The organism is Acinetobacter sp. MYb191 (assembly GCF_037572605.1).
In the GTDB taxonomy this organism is placed as follows: domain Bacteria; phylum Pseudomonadota; class Gammaproteobacteria; order Pseudomonadales; family Moraxellaceae; genus Acinetobacter; species Acinetobacter johnsonii.
Genome location: NZ_JBBGZP010000015.1, coordinates 43,387 through 61,401 on the forward strand (window position 1 = coordinate 43,387; position 18,015 = coordinate 61,401).

General features: G+C 41.7%; 14 protein-coding genes. 12 read left to right on the top strand and 2 right to left on the bottom strand.

What is annotated here, in order from left to right:
* Positions 1 to 6 precede the first annotated feature (6 nt).
* The 11 genes from pilQ (at position 7) to WH214_RS10425 (ending at position 15,171) form a co-directional block, all read left to right on the top strand.
* A complete protein-coding gene (pilQ, locus tag WH214_RS10375; RefSeq protein WP_339422073.1) occupies positions 7 to 2,085 on the top strand; it encodes a type IV pilus secretin PilQ family protein in 2,079 nt (692 codons plus the stop codon).
* 37 nt (positions 2,086 to 2,122) lie between these two features.
* A complete protein-coding gene (aroK, locus tag WH214_RS10380) occupies positions 2,123 to 2,656 on the top strand; it encodes a shikimate kinase AroK (protein WP_062032260.1) in 534 nt (177 codons plus the stop codon).
* A 30-nt stretch (positions 2,657 to 2,686) separates the two neighbouring features.
* Positions 2,687 to 3,772 carry a 3-dehydroquinate synthase gene (gene aroB, locus WH214_RS10385; protein ID WP_259232929.1) on the top strand — a complete coding sequence of 362 codons (1,086 nt, stop codon included), beginning with the start codon at positions 2,687 to 2,689 and terminating at the stop codon, positions 3,770 to 3,772.
* 7 nt (positions 3,773 to 3,779) lie between these two features.
* Positions 3,780 to 4,619, top strand: a complete 840-nt coding sequence (locus WH214_RS10390; protein ID WP_339422074.1) for a hypothetical protein — start codon at positions 3,780 to 3,782, stop codon at positions 4,617 to 4,619.
* A 447-nt stretch (positions 4,620 to 5,066) separates the two neighbouring features.
* Positions 5,067 to 9,542 (top strand): glutamate synthase large subunit, encoded by a 4,476-nt coding sequence (gene gltB, locus WH214_RS10395; protein WP_339422075.1) that lies wholly within the window; start codon positions 5,067 to 5,069, stop codon positions 9,540 to 9,542.
* Between the two features lie 72 nt (positions 9,543 to 9,614).
* Complete coding sequence (locus WH214_RS10400; protein ID WP_339422076.1) at positions 9,615 to 11,036, top strand: FAD-dependent oxidoreductase; 1,422 nt, start codon at positions 9,615 to 9,617, stop codon at positions 11,034 to 11,036.
* A 223-nt stretch (positions 11,037 to 11,259) separates the two neighbouring features.
* Positions 11,260 to 12,138, top strand: coding sequence for a metal-dependent hydrolase (locus WH214_RS10405; RefSeq protein WP_339422077.1), 879 nt, complete (start codon positions 11,260 to 11,262; stop codon positions 12,136 to 12,138).
* A gap of 147 nt (positions 12,139 to 12,285) precedes the next feature.
* Positions 12,286 to 12,876 (top strand): LemA family protein, encoded by a 591-nt coding sequence (locus WH214_RS10410; RefSeq protein WP_339422078.1) that lies wholly within the window; start codon positions 12,286 to 12,288, stop codon positions 12,874 to 12,876.
* A gap of 37 nt (positions 12,877 to 12,913) precedes the next feature.
* The gene (locus WH214_RS10415) at positions 12,914 to 13,987 is read left to right on the top strand and encodes a TPM domain-containing protein (RefSeq protein WP_339422079.1); all 1,074 of its coding nucleotides are present in this window, start codon (positions 12,914 to 12,916) and stop codon (positions 13,985 to 13,987) included.
* On the top strand, positions 13,981 to 14,541 hold the full coding sequence (locus WH214_RS10420) for a TPM domain-containing protein (protein WP_339422080.1): 561 nt from the start codon (positions 13,981 to 13,983) through the stop codon (positions 14,539 to 14,541). Before WH214_RS10415 ends, WH214_RS10420 begins: the two co-directional genes overlap by 7 nt.
* 195 nt (positions 14,542 to 14,736) lie before the next feature.
* Positions 14,737 to 15,171: a pilin gene (locus tag WH214_RS10425; protein WP_339422081.1), complete on the top strand. Its 435-nt coding sequence runs from the start codon at positions 14,737 to 14,739 to the stop codon at positions 15,169 to 15,171.
* A gap of 77 nt (positions 15,172 to 15,248) precedes the next feature.
* On the opposite strand, the gene WH214_RS10430 is transcribed toward WH214_RS10425, so the two are convergent.
* Both WH214_RS10430 and WH214_RS10435 read right to left on the bottom strand, forming a co-directional pair.
* A complete protein-coding gene (locus WH214_RS10430; protein WP_339422082.1) occupies positions 15,249 to 15,668 on the bottom strand; it encodes a type IV pilin protein in 420 nt (139 codons plus the stop codon).
* Between the two features lie 156 nt (positions 15,669 to 15,824).
* Entirely contained in the window at positions 15,825 to 17,204 is a 1,380-nt protein-coding gene (locus WH214_RS10435; protein WP_339422083.1) for an O-antigen ligase family protein, read from the bottom strand.
* A gap of 54 nt (positions 17,205 to 17,258) precedes the next feature.
* Here WH214_RS10435 and tfpZ point away from each other — a divergent pair, with 54 nt between their 5' ends.
* Complete coding sequence (gene tfpZ, locus WH214_RS10440) at positions 17,259 to 18,005, top strand: TfpX/TfpZ family type IV pilin accessory protein (protein WP_339422084.1); 747 nt, start codon at positions 17,259 to 17,261, stop codon at positions 18,003 to 18,005.
* Positions 18,006 to 18,015: the final 10 nt, after the last annotated feature.

The window sequence follows — 18,015 nt, forward strand, 5'->3', positions numbered from 1 at the left end:
ATAAAAATGAAAAATAGTGCTAAAGATTTTATATTTGGGGATGGCAATACGATGAACCATATGTTCCGTCAGTTTTCAATGGGTGCAATTGCAATGGCGGTGATGCAGGCTGCAAGTGCGCAAGTCAGTATTACGAATATTGTGCCGATGCAAATTCCGGGGCAGGGAACGGAAATTCGTGTCATGTTCAACGGTTTGCCACCACAGCCGCAAGCCTATCAGTTGGAACAGCCATCACGTTTGGTTTTGGATTTTGATAAAGCACAGCAGAGCTTAAAACAAGGCAGTATTGCGGTGGCAACGGCTGAAGCAAGTACAGTAGATGTAACTTCAGATGCGCAGCGTTCACGTTTAACTGTAAATTTGGCTGATGCCGGTGCATTTACTACACGTGTTGAAGGTAATACCTTTATTCTGAAAATTAACTCAGCGAACCCAGCGCTAGCAACACCTGTTGCTGCGGCGCGTTCAGAGCAAGGTATTTCAAATATTGGATTCCAACGCGGTTCAGACGGCGAAGGCCAAGTTGTGATTGATTTAAAAGGTAGCAATACCCCTGTCGATGTGAAACAGCAAGGCAGTAAAATTGTGGTGCGCGTTTTGGGGAATAAAATTCCTGCCCACTTATCACGCCGTCTCAATGTGAATGATTTCGCCACGCCTGTATCGACCATTGATGCACAAAACGATGGCAGTAACGGCCTGATCACGATCCAATCGAATGGCAGTTTTGAATATATGGCTTATCAGGCAGAAGATAAGCTCACGATTAGTTTAAAGCGTCCTGAAGATAAAAACCCAATGAAGCCTAAAGCACCAAGTGCTTATACGGGCAAAAAGATTTCTTTGGATTTCCAAGATATTGAAGTGCGACGTGTATTACAGCTCTTAGCTGATTTTACAGGCATTAACATGGTGGCTTCTGACACAGTACAAGGCAATATTACCTTACGCCTTAAAGATGTTCCGTGGGATCAGGCGCTTGATATCATTATGAAAACTAAGAACTTGGATAAGCGCCGCAATGGCAATGTGATTTGGATTGCACCTGTAGCTGAACTGATCAAATCTGAGGAAGATGAAGCCAAAGCCATCGCACAAAGTATTAAGCTTTCACCCATTCAAACCGATTACATTCAATTGAGTTATGCAAAATCGGCAGATGTACTGAAGTTGTTGGAAGACTCTCGTGATAGCAAAGGAAGTGAGTCGAACCGTACAGCGGGTTCAGAGTCATTGGCTTTGGAAAGTTTATTGAGTGCTCGTGGTAGTGCGGTTTCTGATTCGCGTACCAATACGCTAATCATTAATGATACGCAGCAAAATATTGACAAGATCCGTCGCATGATTGACTTGTTGGATGTCGCAGTGAAACAGGTGATGGTCGAAGCCCGTATTGTCACAGCATCAACAGACTTTTCTCGTGAATTGGGGATTAAGTGGAGTGCGAAGAAGCTGGGCAATAGCCCAGTGTGGGGCGGAGATTTCCAGCCAAGTTTTGATTTGGGTGTGGATTTAGCAACAAACACTGCTGGTACGTTTAACTTTGGTTTATTGAAAATTTCAGACTATATGTTGAACCTTGAGTTAAGCGCACTTCAAGCGGATGGTCATGGTGAAGTGCTATCAGCGCCTAAAGTACTTACTGGCGATAAACAGAAAGCCTATATCTTGCGTGGTACAGAGATTCCTTATCAAACATGGAGTGCGACAGAAGGCTTAAAAACCGAATTCCGTGCAGCAAATTTAAAGTTAGAAGTGACTCCAAGCATTACCCCAGATGGTAAAGTTCAAATGGCGCTCATGGTTGAAAAAGACTCGATTGGTGACATTACTAATGATGGTCTTGCGATTGACACCAGTGAATTACAAACCAATGTGTTGGTAGATGATGGTGAGACCGTCGTACTGGGTGGTATTTTTGATGATACGAAACGTAATGACTATCAAAAAGTGCCATTCTTGGGTGATTTACCTGTGGTGGGTAACTTATTTAAGAATAATGTCAAAACGACGATACAAACTGAGTTATTGATTTTTGTGACACCACGAATTGTTAATGACAGTGTTTCAAGAAATCATTAATATATTTTCAATTTGAACAAATCTAAAAGGTGACTCCTTGCCAAGCAAAGAGTTTGAAACCCTACCAAATATTTATTTGGTAGGGCCTATGGGGGCTGGAAAAACAACGGTAGGACGACATTTAGCTGAACTGTTAGGACGTGAATTTCTTGATAGCGATCATGAGATTGAGCGTAAAACAGGGGCAACGATTCCATGGATCTTTGAAAAAGAGGGTGAGCTTGGATTTCGTAGTCGTGAAACGGTTGTAATTGATGAGTTAACCTCTCGACCCAACTTGGTCTTGGCCACAGGTGGTGGGGCGGTGACTCAGGCTCCAAATCGCGCATTTCTCAAACAACGTGGTATCGTTGTTTATCTTTATACTCCTGTAGAGATTCAACTACAGCGAACCTATCGTGATAAAAATCGCCCACTGCTTCAAGTGGAGAATCCTGAACAAAAGTTAACTGACTTACTCAGCGTTCGAGATCCTTTATATCGTGAAGTTGCCCATTATATTATCGAGACTAATCAAGGGGCTGCACGTGATCTTGCGCAGCGTATCTTAAACTTGATTCTTGTAAAGTAGTTTTGATTCAGTTTTGAAGTGATTTGATCCATGCAAACCTTATATGTTGAACTTGGCGAACGCCGTTACCCGATCTTTATTGGCAGTGATTTAGATCCGAAAGCTTTACTTGAGCCGTATATTCACGGGCGCCAAGTGATGATTGTGAGTAATGAAACGGTCGCGCCTTTGTATTTAGCGCGTTACGTGGCAGCAATTGAAGCATTGGGAAAAACAGTTGCAACCTGTATTTTGCCCGATGGTGAAAAATATAAGAATATTGAGCACCTCAACCTGATTTTTGATGCACTGTTAGCGTCAGGCTTCAACCGTGATTGTACAGTTTTAGCTTTAGGCGGTGGTGTGATTGGGGACATGGCTGGCTTTGCTTCAGCATGCTTCCAGCGTGGGGTTTATTTTATTCAGGTGCCAACGACACTTCTTTCACAGGTTGATTCGAGTGTCGGTGGTAAAACAGGGATTAATCATCCGCTGGGTAAAAACATGATCGGGGCATTTCAACAACCGCAAGTGGTCTTGGCGGATATGTCTCAACTTAAAACGCTGCCATCACGTGAGTTATCCGCAGGTTTGGCAGAAGTGATTAAGTACGCACTTTTGGGTGATGCTGATTTTCTCACTTGGTTGGAACAACATATAGATGCTTTGGTGCAGGGTGATGAAGCTGCACTGGCTGAAGCTGTGTATCGTTCTTGTGCCCATAAAGCGCGTATTGTTGCCAATGATGAAAAAGAACAAGGTGAGCGTGCATTATTGAATCTTGGGCATACCTTTGGACATGCGATCGAATCTTATCTAGGCTATGGTGAATGGCTCCATGGTGAAGCTGTGGCAACAGGTATGGTGATGGCAGCAGATTTATCGCAGCGTATGGGATGGATCAGTGCAGAAGATTTGGCGCGTACAAAAAATATCATTCAACGCGCGAATTTACCGATAGTATGTCCGCAGATTCCCCTCGATGACTTTTTGGCGTATATGGCTCATGATAAAAAAGTCTTGAACGGGCAACTGCGTTTGGTTTTGATGCAAGCGGTAGGACAGGCCATCATTACCAAAACATTTGATGTAGAATTGATGAAACAGGCGATTTTAGCCAACCAAGAGCAGGCATAACTTTATTATGGCAACAACCCTTCGAACCCAGTGGCAGACAAAGCAAAATTATATTTGGCTTGCATTCGGAGGGGTATGCTTGTTTGGCGCCTTAGTCTTTTGGGCCATTACAGATCAAGAGACTGTGGTTGAAGTTGAAAAAAAAGCTGAATCTGAAGTTGAGTTACAAATTCAGCCAGAAAAAGTCGCAACAACCGCACATTTAGGTTCATTCCTCGATGAAGTAAAACCTTTGGATATGACGACACGTGTTGTAGCAATCGCGCAGCATGAAGCTGAATTCCGTGGGACCAAATTTATTCAGGAAAATAAAAAGAACAGTACAGTTGAACTGTTTAGAGTCTCAGAAGAGGCGATTATTAAGCGCTTTTTGCAAAGACAATCTGATCGTCAAGCGTTTAGTTACTTAAGACTGACGGGTGAAAACCAAATTGAGCAATATGTGCTGATCTATGGTGTGTATAAAAATGCCAATGAGGCGCAAAAGGCATTGGCGGATTTAAAACTGACGTTGCCGAAGTCGGTGCAACCCAAAGTTGAAAAAATTGAAAGCTATGCTGAATATGTCAATGATCTCGGTTCTGATGAACTTGGACTTAGCAATAAGCTCTATGCCGTGCAGTTGAAACCAGCCGCTGTGCCCGTGATTGATGAAGCCACTCTTGCTGCGCGTCAACAAGCGGTACGTGCAGCAGTTGCACAAAATAAACAATCGACAACATCGACGACGGTTACTCGTCGTGATGCGGATGGAAATGTGGTTGATGTGCAAAAGTCACAAACAACCGTAGAGAATGCGCCACAAAATAAAACAAATGAACCTGAAGTGACCGACCCATTTAATTAAAATTGGTTCATTATGGCGCATCAAAAAATGTAAATTCTATATGTGCACAGATATGGTGCAATAAATGGATTGTCCTCGAACTAAATTTTTACGTAAAAAACACAAACCTAATAAAACTAAAGCGCTTAACACACAAAATAAATAATTGGCATAAAACTTGCTTTAATGGTGCATGAATTGAGTTGATGTCACTGTTTTGGCGCAAAAAAGATTCGATTTATGAGCGAAATAGTAGCGGCCAAGTGCCTTAAAAAAGTGCGTGACTGCTGCATACATTTTTTCAATTAAGACATGCATAAAGACGAAAATCAGTCTATCTTGGGTGTGAAGAAAAAATGCTGTACTTCAATCAGAATCTGAATATGAGTCAATTGAACGAATCGGCAAGAAGTAATTAGATTGTTAGACGCCCGACAGGGCCTGTAGAAAGAAGGGTACGCTATGCACATGCCATCGCCTAATACTGTAGCTCCCGCTCAAGGTTTATACCAACCGGATGAGTTTAAAGATAACTGTGGTTTTGGTTTAATCGCCCATATGCAGGGTGATGCAAGCCATGATCTTGTCAAGACTGCTATGCACAGTCTGAGCTGTATGACCCACCGCGGTGGTATTGCTGCAGATGGTAAGACAGGGGATGGTTGCGGTTTACTCTTAGCAATGCCAAAACAGTTTTTCCGTGAAGAAGCGAAAAAACTCAGTGATATTACACTCAGTGAAGTTTTTGCTGTCGGTACGGTGTTCTTAAGCCTCGATCCAGCAATTGCAGTACATGCAAAACAAATTCTAACTAAAGAAATTGAATCTGAAGGTTGCCGAGTATTGGCGTGGCGTGTGGTCCCGACCAATAACGATGCTTTAGGTTCGATTGCGATGCAGTCACTTCCTGCATTTGAGCAAATTATTGTGAACTGCCCAATGGGTGTGTCTGAAGTTGAGTTTAACCGTAAACTCTTCTTGGCACGTCGTCGTGCAGAACAGCAGCTTAGCAATGACTCATCATTTTATGTAACCACATTATGTTCAACAGTGATTAGCTATAAAGGCTTGATGATGCCTGAAGCGATTGCTGATTTTTACACAGACTTGGCAGATCCACGTCTTGAGTCACATATTGTGGTGTTCCACCAACGTTTCTCGACCAATACTTTGCCGCGTTGGCCTTTGGCTCAGCCATTCCGCTATCTTGCACACAATGGTGAAATTAATACCATTACTGCGAACCGTAACTGGGCGATGGCGCGTACGCCAAAGTTTGAAAACCCATTATTGCCTGGTTTAACTGAGCTCAATCCAATCGTGAACCGTACTGGCTCGGATTCTTCAAGTTTAGATAACATGCTTGAAATTCTTGTGGGCGGCGGTATGGACTTGTTCCGTGCATTGCGTATGTTGGTTCCGCCAGCATGGCAGAACGTGGAGACGTTAGATGCCGATTTACGTGCATTCTATGAGTTTAACTCGAAGCATATGGAAGCGTGGGATGGTCCTGCTGGTCTCGTGATTCAAGATGGTCGTCATGCAATTTGTATGTTGGACCGTAATGGTTTACGTCCAGCTCGTTGGGTGATTACCAAAAATGGTTACATCACACTGGCATCTGAAATTGGTGTATGGGGCTACGAGCCTGAAGACGTGATTTCTAAAGGTCGTGTCGGTCCAGGTCAAATTCTAGTGATTGATACCTTCACAGGTAAAATGCTCGACACTAAAGATGTCAGCACGCACTTGAAAAAAATGCGCCCTTACCGTGAATGGTTACGTGAAAACTCGGTTCGTGTACAAGGTAGTCCAGAGCTTGAAGAATATTTATGTGATCAAGGCTTAAAAGGCGACGACCTTAAAGCATCACAAAAAATGTTTATGGTGACCTTTGAAGAGCGTGACCAATTGCTTCGCCCAATCGCTGAAAGCGGTCAGGAAGCAGTGGGTTCAATGGGTGATGATACGCCAATGGCGGTTTTGTCTCGCCAAGTGCGTCATGTATCGGATTACTTCCGTCAACAGTTTGCTCAGGTCACCAACCCACCAATCGACCCATTACGTGAATCGATTGTGATGTCATTGGAAACGTGTTTAGGGCGTGAGCAAAACGTTTTTGAACAAAGCCCTGAGCATGCGGATCGCTTGATCATTTCAAGCCCTGTACTGTCAAATTCGAAAATGCATCAAATCCGTACGCTGGGTCGTAAAGGTTATGAAATTGCAGATATCGATTTAAATTATGCGGAAGATGAAGGTCTAGAAGCAGCGATTGCGCGTATCTGTGAAGAAGCAGCACAAGCGATTCGTGACGGCAAAACCTTATTGGTGTTGTCTGACAAGAAAATCCGCCAAGGTTTCTTACCTGCCAATGCATTGATGGCAACTGGTGCAGTGCATCACTACCTGATTAATGTCGGTTTACGTACGGATGCCAATATTATTGTTGAAACGGCGCTGGCACGTGATCCGCACCAATTTGCGGTTATTCTCGGTTTTGGTGCAACTGCGATTTATCCTTACCTTGCTTATGACGTGATCAATGACTTGGTTGCAAAAGGTGAGCTATTGGGTGACCCAATCCAAGCGCAAGTGAATTTTCGTAAAGGCATTGAAAAAGGCTTGTTAAAAGTCCTTTCAAAAATGGGGATTTCTACGGTGGCCTCTTACCGTGGTGGTCAGTTGTTTGAAGCGGTGGGTCTGTCTGAAGAAGTGGTTTCAAAATGCTTCACGGGTGTACCGAGCCGTATCAAAGGTGCAACCTTTGTTGACCTTGAAAATGATCAGAAGAAATTGGCTGAAACTGCATGGAAAACACGTAAACCAATCGATCAAGGTGGTTTGCTGAAATTTGTCTTCGACAAGGAGTACCATGCATTCAACCCAGACGTGATCAATGCTTTGCATAAATCAGTGCGTTCTGGTCAATATACAGACTTTAAAGAATATGCTGAGCTGGTGAATAACCGTCCAGTGGCAACAATTCGCGACCTATTAAAGTTAAAAACAGATAACTCGATTGCTCTAGATCAAGTGGAGTCTGTAGAAGCGATTTTACCGCGCTTCGACTCTGCAGGCATGTCTTTAGGTGCATTGTCTCCTGAAGCGCATGAGGCGATTGCGATTGCGATGAATACCATTGGTGGCCGTTCAAACTCTGGTGAGGGCGGTGAAGATCCAGCGCGTTATGGCACGATTCGTAACTCGAAAATCAAACAGATTGCATCAGGTCGTTTTGGTGTAACACCTGCATATTTAACCTCTGCTGAAGTCTTGCAGATTAAAGTAGCGCAAGGGGCTAAACCGGGTGAAGGTGGTCAATTACCAGGTGGTAAAGTGAATGGCTTAATTGCACGTTTACGTTATTCTGTGCCGGGAGTGACCTTAATTTCTCCACCACCGCACCATGATATTTACTCGATTGAAGATTTATCACAATTGATCTTTGACTTAAAACAAGTCAATCCTCAAGCGATGGTCTCAGTGAAACTGGTGTCTGAGCCGGGTGTAGGTACCATTGCAGCAGGTGTGGCAAAAGCCTATGCCGACTTCATTACCATTTCAGGTTATGACGGTGGTACAGCAGCCTCTCCATTGTCTTCAATTCACCATGCAGGTTCGCCTTGGGAGTTGGGTCTTTCTGAAGCGCATCAAGCACTTCGTGTCAATGACCTGCGCGGTAAAGTTCGTGTTCAAACCGACGGTGGTTTGAAAACAGGTCTAGATGTGGTGAAAGCAGCCATTTTAGGTGCAGAAAGCTTTGGCTTTGGTTCTACGCCAATGATTGCTTTAGGTTGTAAATACCTGCGTATTTGTCACCTGAATAACTGTGCAACGGGTGTTGCAACTCAACAAGATCATTTACGCCAAGAACATTATATTGGCGAGCCACAAATGCTCATCAACTTCTTCACCTTCATTGCTGAAGAAACACGTGAGTGGTTGGCAGCGTTGGGTGTTTCAAGCCTCAAAGACTTGATTGGTCGTACAGATTTGCTTGAAATGCTTCCAGGTGAAACGGAGAAACATGCACACCTTGATTTGAGCGCATTACTGGAGTCACATCCTTCTGCGCAAGGTAAGGCACAGTACTGTGAAGTTGAAGGTAACGCACCGTTTGATAAAGGCTTGCTTGCTGAGAAAATGGTGGCAGAAATGTTGCCAGCAATTGAAGCTGGGACCACTGGTGAATATCACTTCAGCATTGGCAACTGTGACCGTTCAATTGGTGCTCGTATTTCTGGTGAGATTGCGCGTCGTTATGGCAACCTCAGCATGGAAGCGCACCCAGTGAAGATGAACTTGGTCGGTACTGCGGGTCAATCTCTCGGCGTTTGGAACGCAGGTGGTTTGCACATTCGTTTAGAGGGTGATGCGAACGACTACGTGGGTAAAGGTATGGCAGGTGGTCGTGTGTCGATCTTCCCGCCAAAAGGTTCACCTTTCCAAACCCAAGAAACTGCAATCATTGGTAACACCTGTTTATATGGTGCAACGGGTGGTAAATTGTTCGCAGCAGGTACAGCAGGTGAGCGTTTTGCAGTCCGTAACTCGGGTGCTTTCGCCGTGATTGAAGGTGCGGGCGATCACTGCTGTGAATATATGACGGGCGGTATCGTGACCGTACTTGGTAAAGTGGGTCATAACTTCGGTGCAGGTATGACAGGCGGTTTTGCTTACGTTCTTGACCTTGATAATGACTTCGTTGATCATTACAACCACGAGCTGATTGAGCTGAATCGTATTTCGACTGAATCGATGGAAGAACATAAAGAGTTCTTAAGCCGTATCTTAGATGAACACATTGCTGAGACTGGTAGTGCTTGGGCGTACAAGATCCGTAACGAGTTTGATTTCTACAGTCGTAAATTCTGGTTGGTGAAACCGAAAGCTGCCAACTTACAGACTTTGTTGAAAACCACTCAAGCTGATCCACAATAATTCCACTACTGCTGATACATAGGCAGGTGCAGACGATAGATAAACGGGCCGCACCTACCCACGGAGAGAGACATGGCAGAGCGCCTAAACAATGACTTTCAATTTCTGGATGTAGCACGCCAAGATCCAGAGAAAAAAGAGATTCAGGTCCGCAAAGCAGAGTTTGTGGAAATTTATAAACCTTTTACAGCGGAAGTGGCAGCAAATCAGACCCACCGTTGTTTAGGGTGTGGTAACCCATATTGTGAATGGAAATGTCCAGTACATAACTACATTCCAAACTGGTTAAAGTTGATTGCTGAAGGCCGTATTTTCCAAGCAGCAGAGCTGTGTCACCAAACCAACACGTTGCCAGAAGTATGTGGTCGTGTTTGTCCGCAAGACCGTTTATGTGAAGGGGCTTGTACCTTAAACGATGGTTTTGGTGCAGTGACGATTGGTAACGCTGAAAAATATATCAATGACACTGCGTTTGCACTGGGCTGGCGTCCAGATATGTCTTCAGTAAAGTGGACAGATAAAAAAGTCGCGATCATTGGTGCAGGCCCTGCGGGTCTAGGCTGTGCTGATATTTTGGTGCGTAGCGGGGTTAAACCTGTAGTATTCGACAAACGCCCTGAAATTGGTGGTCTACTGACTTTTGGTATTCCAGAATTTAAAATGGAAAAAGATGTGATGAAGCGTCGCCGTGAAATCTTCACGGGCATGGGCGTGGAATTCCGTTTAAATACTGAAATTGGTACAGATATCACCATCGATCAATTGCTTACTGAATACGATGCGGTGTTCATGGGTATGGGTACTTATACCTACATGAAAGGTGGCTTCGCAGGTGAAGATCTAAATGGTGTCTATGATGCATTGGATTTCTTGATTGCCAATGTCAACCGTACTCAAGGTTGGGAAAAAGACCCAAGTGAGTACATCAGTGTTGAAGGTAAAAAAGTGATTGTTCTTGGCGGTGGTGACACAGCAATGGACTGTAACCGTACCTCTATCCGTCAGGGTGCAGAAGTGGTGAGCTGTGCATACCGTCGTGACGAAGAAAACATGCCAGGTTCACGTCGTGAAGTGCAAAATGCCAAAGAAGAAGGTGTGAACTTCTTGTTTAACCGTCAACCGATTGAAATCATCGGTGAAAATGGCAAAGTCACGGGCGTGAAAGTGGTTACGACTCAACTTGGCGAGCCAGATAGCCGTGGTCGTCGCAGTCCAGAACCAATTCCGGGTTCAGAAGAGATTTTACCTGCAGATGCAGTTTTATTGGCATTTGGTTTCCGTACCAGCCCTGCGGATTGGTTTACAAATGTGAATATTAACCTTGATGGTTCAGGTCGTGTGGTTGCAGCTGAACAGCAAACCTATAAATTCCAAACCTCAAACCCGAAAATCTTTGCGGGTGGTGATATGGTTCGTGGTTCAGACCTTGTTGTCACAGCGATTTGGGAAGGCCGTCAAGCGGCTGAAGGTATTTTGGATTATTTAGACATTTAATCTAAATCGTTCAACACAAAAACCCGCTTCGGCGGGTTTTTTATTGATCACTGTTTGCCTGAGATGATATGAAAGAGGTGGATCGGGATAAGTCGAAAAAGATCTGGTGGAGAGTCTGGTAAAAATGGACGAATTTGCAAATGCACTAAGCATTTTTGCCATATGTGAATCGCCTCTAAATTCAGATACTGAAGATCGCTCGGTTAAATGTTAGGAAATGGACATGACTCAAGTGACGACAGAAAAATTATATCAACATCGTCCAAAAGCTCAGGGTATTACGATTCGACGTTTGCAATTCAACCCCAAAGCCATTCGCCGGCATTATTTTGCCAATTCACCGGTCATGTCGCATTTACTGACGGCATTGTCTTCGACTTTTCCCATCGGTGAGCAGTTCTTTGTGCATAGTGTGCGCAATGTACGTGACCAAGTGAAGGATGACAATCTTCAAGCGCAGATTGCGGCATTTATTGGTCAAGAGGCGATGCATTCTCAAGCACACACGGCATTTAATGCTGCATGGCGCCGTGATGATTATAATCTCGACCGTTTTCAGGCGTGGTTAGCACGTAAAGATGATTATGTGAAAAATCTGCATCCTAAAATTCAGCTCGCAATCACCTGTGCTTTTGAACATTTTACTGCACTTCTAGGCGGCTATATCTTAAGACATCCTGAGGTATTGAGTACCTTGGATGATGATGCAGTTAAACTCTGGGTGTGGCATGCCATTGAAGAAATTGAGCATCGCGCGGTTGCGTTCGATGTTTATCAAGATGTTTATGGCGATGACAAGATTCGTCGTTTAATCATGCGCAGTGTAACAACAGGCTTTGCCAGTTTGACTTTTTATTCGGCCAGTCGATTATTTTTACAAGATTTTAAAAAGAGTGTACCGAAATTGGGTGGGAATCTTTTTGGATTGTATTTATTGGTGAAGATGTTTGTGCAATTGCTACCTGAATATCTGTCTTACTACCAAACTAACTTTCATCCTTCAGATATTGATTACAGCCAACTGCTGAAATACTGGAAAACCCGCTTGGCAGACGACTATCAACTAGAAAGTTTTCAGCAAGAGTTGCACGCGGTTGTTTAGTTTAAGTATAAAAATGAATAATCAAAACCGAGTGAAGATTCCTCAGTTTTTCATTTTTAGGTGCTTTAACTAAAAGCAACAAAAGGATAATCAAATGTGTTTACAATCAGGTTATTGCAATAAATACAAAAGAAAGAGGATAGCTGAATGAATTTTATGAAAAAAACTGCTGTCGCTGTTACCCTTGCGAGCACGTTAACGCTATCGGGCTGTGGTTATAATACCTTGCAGGTCAAAGATGAGGCAGTTACAGCTGCGTGGTCGGAAGTACAAAACCAATATCAACGCCGTGCAGATTTGGTGCCGAACTTGGTTAATGTGGTGAAGGGGTATGCTAAGCATGAAGAGCAAGTCCTAACCGAAGTCACACAAGCTCGTGCCAATGTGGCGGGTTTAAAAGTCGATAAAGAAGTATTAGAAGACCCTGCATTATTCCAAAAATATCAAGAAGCGCAGGCGCAAATGACAGGTGCATTGTCGCGTTTAATTGCGGTCTCAGAAAACTATCCAGACTTAAAAGCCAATGAACAATTCCGTGATTTACAGGTTCAACTCGAAGGCACGGAAAACCGAATTGCTGTGGCGCGTAATCGCTACATTAGTACAGTACAAGACTTTAACTCCTATGCGCGTCAGTTCCCACAAGTCATGACTGCCAAGGTGATTGGAATGGACACCAAACCGAATTTTAGTGCAGAGCAAAGTGTGCAAAAAGCACCAACGGTGTCATTTAACTAGCTGTGACTTAAAGTAATCGTAACCATAGGGTGAATGAATGATAGGACAGCAGCAGTTCGTACGCATTTCATATAAATGGGTGCTTGCATTCATTTTAGCAGGACTGTTGTGTCTAAGTTCATTAACATGGGCAGAGGTTGCTACAGCAACAGACAATGGGGCTGAAACAGCCATTGCTGGAAAAATTATTCAAGGTCTGCAAGAGGCGGGTTCTAATAACGTAAGCTCTACCAGTACTGATGCCGTACCACAGCCGCCTGTTACCAATGATATGGTAGAAGGTGAATCGATACGAGCGTTACCGACCTTAAATGAACCAGTGGTCGATCAAGCACATATTTTAAGTACTGAAGATCAACAAGCCATTGGTCAAAAAATTCGCGCCTTACATGACACAGGAAAAGCCCAAATAGGCGTAGTGATAGTACCCACCACAGGTCAAGAGGATATTTTTGGTTTTACCATGCGTATTGCAGACCAATGGAAACTTGGTTCAGCAAAACAAGACAACGGTTTACTGATAGCAATTGCCGTTAATGACCGGCGTATGCAAATTCTTACGGGTTATGGTTTGGAAGGAGTTATTCCTGACATTATTGCGAATCGCATTATTAACCAACAAATCACACCGTATTTTAAGCAAGGTCAGTATGCTCAAGGGATCAATGCGGGACTTCTTGAAATTGAACGTATTTTAAATCTTGATCCTGAAGTTGCAGCCCAAGCGGCGCAACAACTACAAGAACGCCAAGACCAAGCCATTCGCGAGCAGGAGGCCAAAAGTAAAACCTTTAGTACGGCTATATTTATTCTCATTGCTGGTGCAATTGGCTCATTTGTGGTGGGTAAACGTTTAAGTGCTTCGACGGCTGCAGTTGCAGGAACCGTGGCAGGCTTGGTGAATGGAGCAGGTTTAGTCACCAGTTTACTGATTGGTGGCGGTATTTTCTTTTTACTCATCACGACTTTAGCCCAAACGATTTTTCAGCTCTTTCTCTCTTCTGGCGGGGGAGGTGGGCGCGGAGGTCGTGGCGGCGGCGGTTTTGGTGGAGGTGGATATAGTGGCGGGGGCGGCGGCTTCGGCGGTGGAGGAGCATCAGGGTCATGGTAACAACAACTGAAACGACGGAAATCGTCACTAAACCAAAGCTAGATGAAATTGTACAACCCAGTTTTAAACGTTGGCTAAAGCATTTATTACATATGCCAGCGAGTAAACGCTTTTTTAATCAGCAAGATCAGCATGCGATTGCGCAAGCGGTGGCTGCTGCTGAACATGGGCACATTGGGGAAATTCAGGTAGTAATCGAAGGGCATATGCCTGGACGAGAAGCCTATTATTTAGATACGCGTGGACGTGCAAAACAGCTTTTCGCTGAGCTGGGTGTCTGGGATACAGAGTTGAATAGCGGGATTTTGCTTTACTTAAATTTGTGTGAACGCAAAGTCGAGATTGTCATTGACCGTGGGATACAGCAAGCCACCACACAGCAGGTATGGAGTGAGGTCTGTCAGAGCATTATTGAAAAAATGGCACAGCGAGAGTATCGGCTGGCTTTAACCGACGGTGTTACACAAATTGGGAGTATTTTGGATCATTTTTATGCCAATAAGATAGAAGACAAAGCTGATGAATTGAGCAATTCGCCAATTATGTTGAACTAGAAAGAGGTAAACTGACAATATTTGTCAGTTTTTTACATAAAAAATACAATGCCAAAAAATAAATTTTTAAATAGTGAAATAAAGTGCTGTTTTTTATTTGAAAATAAATATAATAAAAGTTGGCATAATACATGCTAATTACAAAGTAGCTTAAAAAGCTTATAAAAAATTAACAAAACATTTGTGGAGAATGTTATGAAATCAGTTCAAAAGGGTTTCACCCTTATCGAGCTAATGATCGTTGTTGCGATTATCGGTATTCTTGCAGCGATTGCGATTCCTGCTTACCAAGATTATATTGCGAAATCTCAAGCTGCATCAGGTTTAGCAGAAATCACGCCAGCAAAAACGCAATTTGAGTTAGCTGTAAATGAAGGTAAGACACCTTCTATCACTGCTTCCGATCCTGGTTTTATCGGTGTAACCGCTAGTAGTGCGCGTTATTGTACGGTTTCTTTAGTCGGTACATCACCAAACTTTACTGGTATTGAATGTACATTGAAGAATGGTAATGCAACAAAAATTAATGGTAAAACTTTAACTTTGAATCGTGATGCTGCTACAGGTACATGGAGCTGTGCAACAGGTGGTAGTTTGGAAGCGAAGTATAAACCTGGTTCATGTTCATAATTTGAATTCAAAAAAAAGAGAGCTAAGGCTCTCTTTTTTTGAATTCAAATTAATTGATTTAAAGCTAAACTAATAAATTAAATACAAGGTGTAGGTAAGTATTTATTTGGAATATCAATACTTTCACATGAAAAATGACCATTGGTATTACGTGAGAAATAGAGTTCAGCTAAATTTCCTATCCCATTTTTATTTTTGAGCTTACAACTAATGGCTTTATCTGCAACACCGAAGGTGTCTGGAGCGGTAACACTAATTATGCAAAAGTGTGTAGAGCTTTGCAAGCTGATATCTTCAGCAGTTGTAATGGCTAAATAGTTATGATTTGCATTAATTTCATAGGAGGCTATACCTTCTGAGATCTCATAAAAAGCTGAGTTAATGCGACTTTTAATCATATAGCTTTGATATAAATTAATTGATATCGCTGCGAGTATGCAAATAATGGCAACAGCAATTATGAGTTCAATCAATGTAAATCCCATGTTTATTTTCATTAAAATTCTCCTTCATTATATGAAACAGAGCAAAAACAATACCAAACATATTTTAATATAAATCAGTGTCTTGTGTTTTATAGATCATATCTGACAAAAAAATTGTCAGAAGTTGTCAATAATTGCAAATTAATATGAGCAAAATTGTTAGTTTCATTATTTATGTAAATTGGATATAGGTAGTAGATGTATAGCTCGCCCTTGATCCCAAAAATTAGGAGCACCGAAATCATCAATACTTATACATGTATCGCATAATATATCTTGTCCATGAATATACAATAGGGAAATTAATGATAAGTATGAAATAATGGCCCATAGTTTTTTGTTATATTGAAAATAATTCGTTGGTTCTGAAATAGTATAAACTTTTAAAAAACTCAGTAAAAAAGCTATAAATGTAAGGCTGATAATTTGGCTTACTGGGTATACGAAACTTCCAGAAAGTAAACTATTAAAGAAAATAGCAATTGCTCCTGCGATAAGGAAGATGGGGATATTTTTACGTTGCTTATAGACTGCTTGTATGATGGGAATTAAGCTTAATATGAGAATAAAGATTGCAATACCCCATTCTGATAGTGATTTTAGAAAAAAGTTGTGCGGGTGAGTTGGTAATAGAAATGGTGTATGTAACATAAAGTTATTTCCACCAACGCCAAGGATAGGGTGTTCAAACCAAAGATGTACAGCTTTTTCCCATAAATCGAGCCTTCCACTACTGGTAATGCGGTTAATAGATGGGCCTATCGCTTCAGAAAGTGAGAGGTGATAGAGGTTAAATATGACTAAAGCCAAAATAAAAGAAATGATCGGGAGTTTTAAAAATTTACGTTGATGATTGGGTGTAAATATTAAACTGACACAGAGACCAATAAAAATAGATAGTAAGCAGGCACGTGCACCATGGAATAGAAAGCTTAAGAGGTAAATAGTGGACACAATATATAAGCTACTTTTTAATAGCTTATTTTTTTGAAAGTCAAAATTAGAATAAATTGGCTGTAACCAAATGAGAAATAAACATGGAAGTAGAGCATCATCCAACATTCTAATATTCGTAAAGGATTGCGTCCAAACACCGTCTCCTCCTTGTAGTCGATTAACTAGTGCAATTGGTAAGAAAATAAGGCTCAACATTGGTAAAAATGCAATAGATGTAGCAATGTTTTTGGAAAGTTTAGAGTAGTTTTTTATTAAAAATGAATAAATTAAAGTAAAATTGATGAGTAAAAAAATTAAACTGGCTTCTGCCATCGCACGATCAAAGGCTGTGGAGAAGCTTATGGTTAATATTGCTAAGAATGATATCGAAATAATTGAAATAAAGGTTAATAAATGCGCTTTCCTTGATTCTATAAGATATTGATTTTTAATTAAAAAAGCGGAAAAAGCAAAAGTAAATAAAATAAGTATTTCATAAATACGCCATGCATCATAGGGATAGCTGGTCCAATAAATACTTAAGCTGGAATAGGCAATGAAGCAAAAAAAGGGAATAAGAATAAGTAATATCTTGGAGATATAATTTTGCATTGAAGTATAATTTTAAAAATTTTACATATTGTAAACAAAGTGAAGGGAAAGTAAATGACGGATACGCTTCAACTATTTCGTGAAAAGTTTAATGCATTTTTAATACATCTATTCGTATCAGTTTTAATTCTATTTATCGTTTTTTTGATTGTATATTTTTTGTTATACCCTTACCCGCTACTGACAGCTACAGGAGGTAAAGAGATTTTATTAATTATGGTCATGATTGATATTGTTCTAGGTCCTTTGCTTACTTTTATTGTATACAGAAAATATAAAAAGACACTCAAGTTTGACTTGGCTATCATTGGTCTGATTCAACTTATTGCATTGATATATGGCTTATCCAGCATGGTTTTGGCAAAACCATGTTGGATTGTTTTTAATCAAAATAAATTTGAGCTTATTCAATGTAGTCAGATTGTGGGAGATACTGGGAAATCAGACTACCAGTTAGCTCTGTTTGAGCGTCCTATTTTTAGAGCTGTAATGTTGTCTCAGGATCCTAAGCTAAAGTCGGAACAAGTCTTTGATGAAGTTTTGAGTGGTATATCTCTAGCGCAGCGACCAGAAAATTATGTAGACTTATCTAAAGTCACAGAAAAAATACAAGAGCAGGCTCAAAGTGTAATGCTGTTAAAACAATATAATAATGCAAAACAAGTTGATAGTATTTTATCTAAATATCCTCAAGCAACTAGCTTTGTTCCTCTAAAAGCAAATGCTGTTGATATGACTGTTTTAATCAATAAAGACAAAGGTGAAGTACTTAAGATCGTCGATCTTCGCCCTTGGAAGTAAACCTAAAACC